Here is a 2,554-nt window from a genome sequence, read left to right on the forward strand (position 1 = left end):
GCCACATCAACGGCGACGGTCCTGCCCGCCGGGTGGTCGGGGACGGCGTCGCGCGGTGGGCGGGGGCTCTGGGTCACGGCCACAGCGTCGCGCACACGACCGTCGGCACCCCCGGCCCGGAGCGTCATCCGGGGGCGGGCTGTGGAGAGACCGTGGATGTGGAAAACCGGCGGAGGTGGAACGACCGCCCCGAAACAGAGAGAAACCGCGGCAGGGGGGCGCCGCGGTTTCTCGGAGTCCCGATTCGTAGGGGGGACGAATCGAGCACCTGTAGGGGGATGCTCTTTCGAGCGTGATCAGTATCACTTATCCACGCCTCGAGCACAAGAACCGTATCGTGGAGTCGTGTCCGCCCCACGCCTCAAGGGCCCTCGGTCGTCGCACCGACCTCGCCGGATCGCCGCGTTCTTCGACCTCGACAAGACGATCATCGCCACCTCGTCGGTGTTCGCGTTCAACAAATCGTTTCTCGACGAAGGCCTGCTGTCGCGCCGATCGGTGATCGATCTGGCGTACACGCAGCTCGCCTTCAGCCTCTCCGATGCCGACGACGAACAGATGCAGAAGGTCCGCCAGGCCATGGCGACGGCCACCAAGGGTTGGGAGCCCGAGAAGGTCGAGCGGATCGTCACCGAGGCCCTCACGGAGAAAGTCACGCCCACCGTCTACTCGGAGGCACAGGAACTCCTCGCCGAGCACCGAGCGCTCGGCCACGACCTCGTGATCGTGTCCGCCTCCGGGGAGGAGCTGGTGGCACCGATCGCACGGATGCTCGGCGTGGACCACTACGCCGGGACGCGCATGAGCCGCGATGCGGACGGGCGATACGGCGGATCCATCGAGTTCTACTGCCAGGGTCCGGGCAAGGCCGAGGCCATCCGGGGTTTCGCCCAGCGCTACGGGTACGACCTGGAGGCCTCGTACGCCTACTCCGACTCCTCCACCGACCTCCCGATGCTCGAGGAGGTGGGACACCCCACGGTCATCAACCCGGACCGGACCCTGCGCCGTGAGGCCCTCGAGCGCGGGTGGCCCATCCTCACCTTCTCCAGCCCCACCCCATTGCTGCCGACGCTGGAACGCGCGTCCGGGCCGATCATCGGCGTCGGGGCGATCGCACTCGCGGTGGGCGCCGCAACGGTGTCCTTCGCGCGTTCCGCGCGGCGGGGCGCCTGACCCCGGTCCCGCGAGCGGAGAGGCCCGCCCGGATCGCACCCACCCGGAAGATCCCACCGGGGTTCGGGGCACAACACCTCATCGTCCGCCGGCCAACGCACGGGAGGCGATGGCGGGAATCACCGGTAACTCCCCGGGTTCCTTGTGGGATCCCACCATCGCCGGGACCCTGATCCGCGCGGCATGCTCAAAGCACGGTGACGCAGGACGCCAGGACCGCGACGGAGGAGAAGTCACGGTTCCCCGTCCGAGGCACCGTCATCGATACTCCGGAACCCACGCGACGGATGACGCCCGAGAGGCAACCCAGCCGTGGGTCCGCGCCAGCCGTCACCGACGGTTGTCCCGGACCGGCGACACGGCGGACCACAGGACGCCTGGTACCCGGATCTCTCGATGGAACCGCAGCGAGTGGGCGGGTCGGCACGACTGCCGGCCCGCCATTCGCGCGCCGTGGGGCCGCACGCGGTGACGTACCGGTCATCCGTCCTGCGTGACGGTCAGCTCCCGGCGGCCTCGGCGATCGAGGTGGCCTCGCGAGCACCGGCCTCGAGAGCTCTACAGCAGTGGAGAATCCATGATCCGACACCCTCGCCGGTACCGGAGACGAAGCCCTCCAGGGCCGATCGATGCCCGGCGGGATCCCGGTAGAAGGTCACCTCGGGCACGCCGAGACAATGTGGGTCTAGGCCGGTGGACACGGTCACCAACCGGAACGCCGCCCGCGCCACCACACCGTCAGCGGACCCGAACGGCCGCATGCCGGACAGTTCGCCCAGGACCACTGACGCCAGGACCGGGGCGGGCACCGACGTCCCGCCCGTCACCAACTCCGCCAGCCCCTGCAACCGCTCGGCCACCCCCCGATCCGCCCGGGGACGACCGAGGGACGCCATATCCACCCCGGGGCCGGACGCGGCCAGCAGATGCAGGTGCGCCAGCTCCTGCAGCGGCGACCGGGTCCACACCGACACGGCCCGGTCGAGCGATTCGCCCGTCAGCTCGCCGGCCACCCGCAGAGCGCCGGAGAGCACCTCGTCGTGGTCACCGTCGGCGTCCAGTCGCACCGAGGCACCCTCCACCCCGGCTGACGCCCGCGCACCGCGCAGCACCGACTCCGCCGCCGTGGTGGGCCAGCCCCGACGGTTTGCCGGATGCCGGTGGACGCTCGCGAGCGCACCACGGGCCGCCTCGGACGCCTCGGCGACGCCGGGCAGGGAGACCAGCGGGGCGAGGGGATCCTGGGCGCGTGTGTTCACGCGGACGAGGTTACCGACCCGTGCGCGGCCGTCGCCCCGCGCGCCGCAATCCGCCGACACAAGCGTCCAACGGCCGGTTCCACCGCTGTCTGGCTGGTGTAATCAGCAGTCAACAGGGG

2 protein-coding genes are annotated in these 2,554 nt (G+C 70.5%); one reads left to right on the top strand and one right to left on the bottom strand.

Going from position 1 to position 2,554, the window contains the following annotated elements; all coding sequences use genetic code 11:
* Positions 1–345 precede the first annotated feature (345 nt).
* Entirely contained in the window at positions 346–1,176 is an 831-nt protein-coding gene (locus IY392_RS09075; RefSeq protein WP_095717984.1) for an HAD family phosphatase, read from the top strand.
* Between the two features lie 500 nt (positions 1,177–1,676).
* Here the strand turns inward: IY392_RS09075 and IY392_RS09080 are convergent, their stop codons facing one another.
* A complete protein-coding gene (locus tag IY392_RS09080; protein ID WP_194861034.1) occupies positions 1,677–2,435 on the bottom strand; it encodes an oxidoreductase in 759 nt (252 codons plus the stop codon).
* Between the last annotated feature and the right edge of the window lie 119 nt (positions 2,436–2,554).

It is taken from the genome of Dietzia sp. SYD-A1 (assembly GCF_015356725.1).
Taxonomy (GTDB): domain Bacteria; phylum Actinomycetota; class Actinomycetes; order Mycobacteriales; family Mycobacteriaceae; genus Dietzia.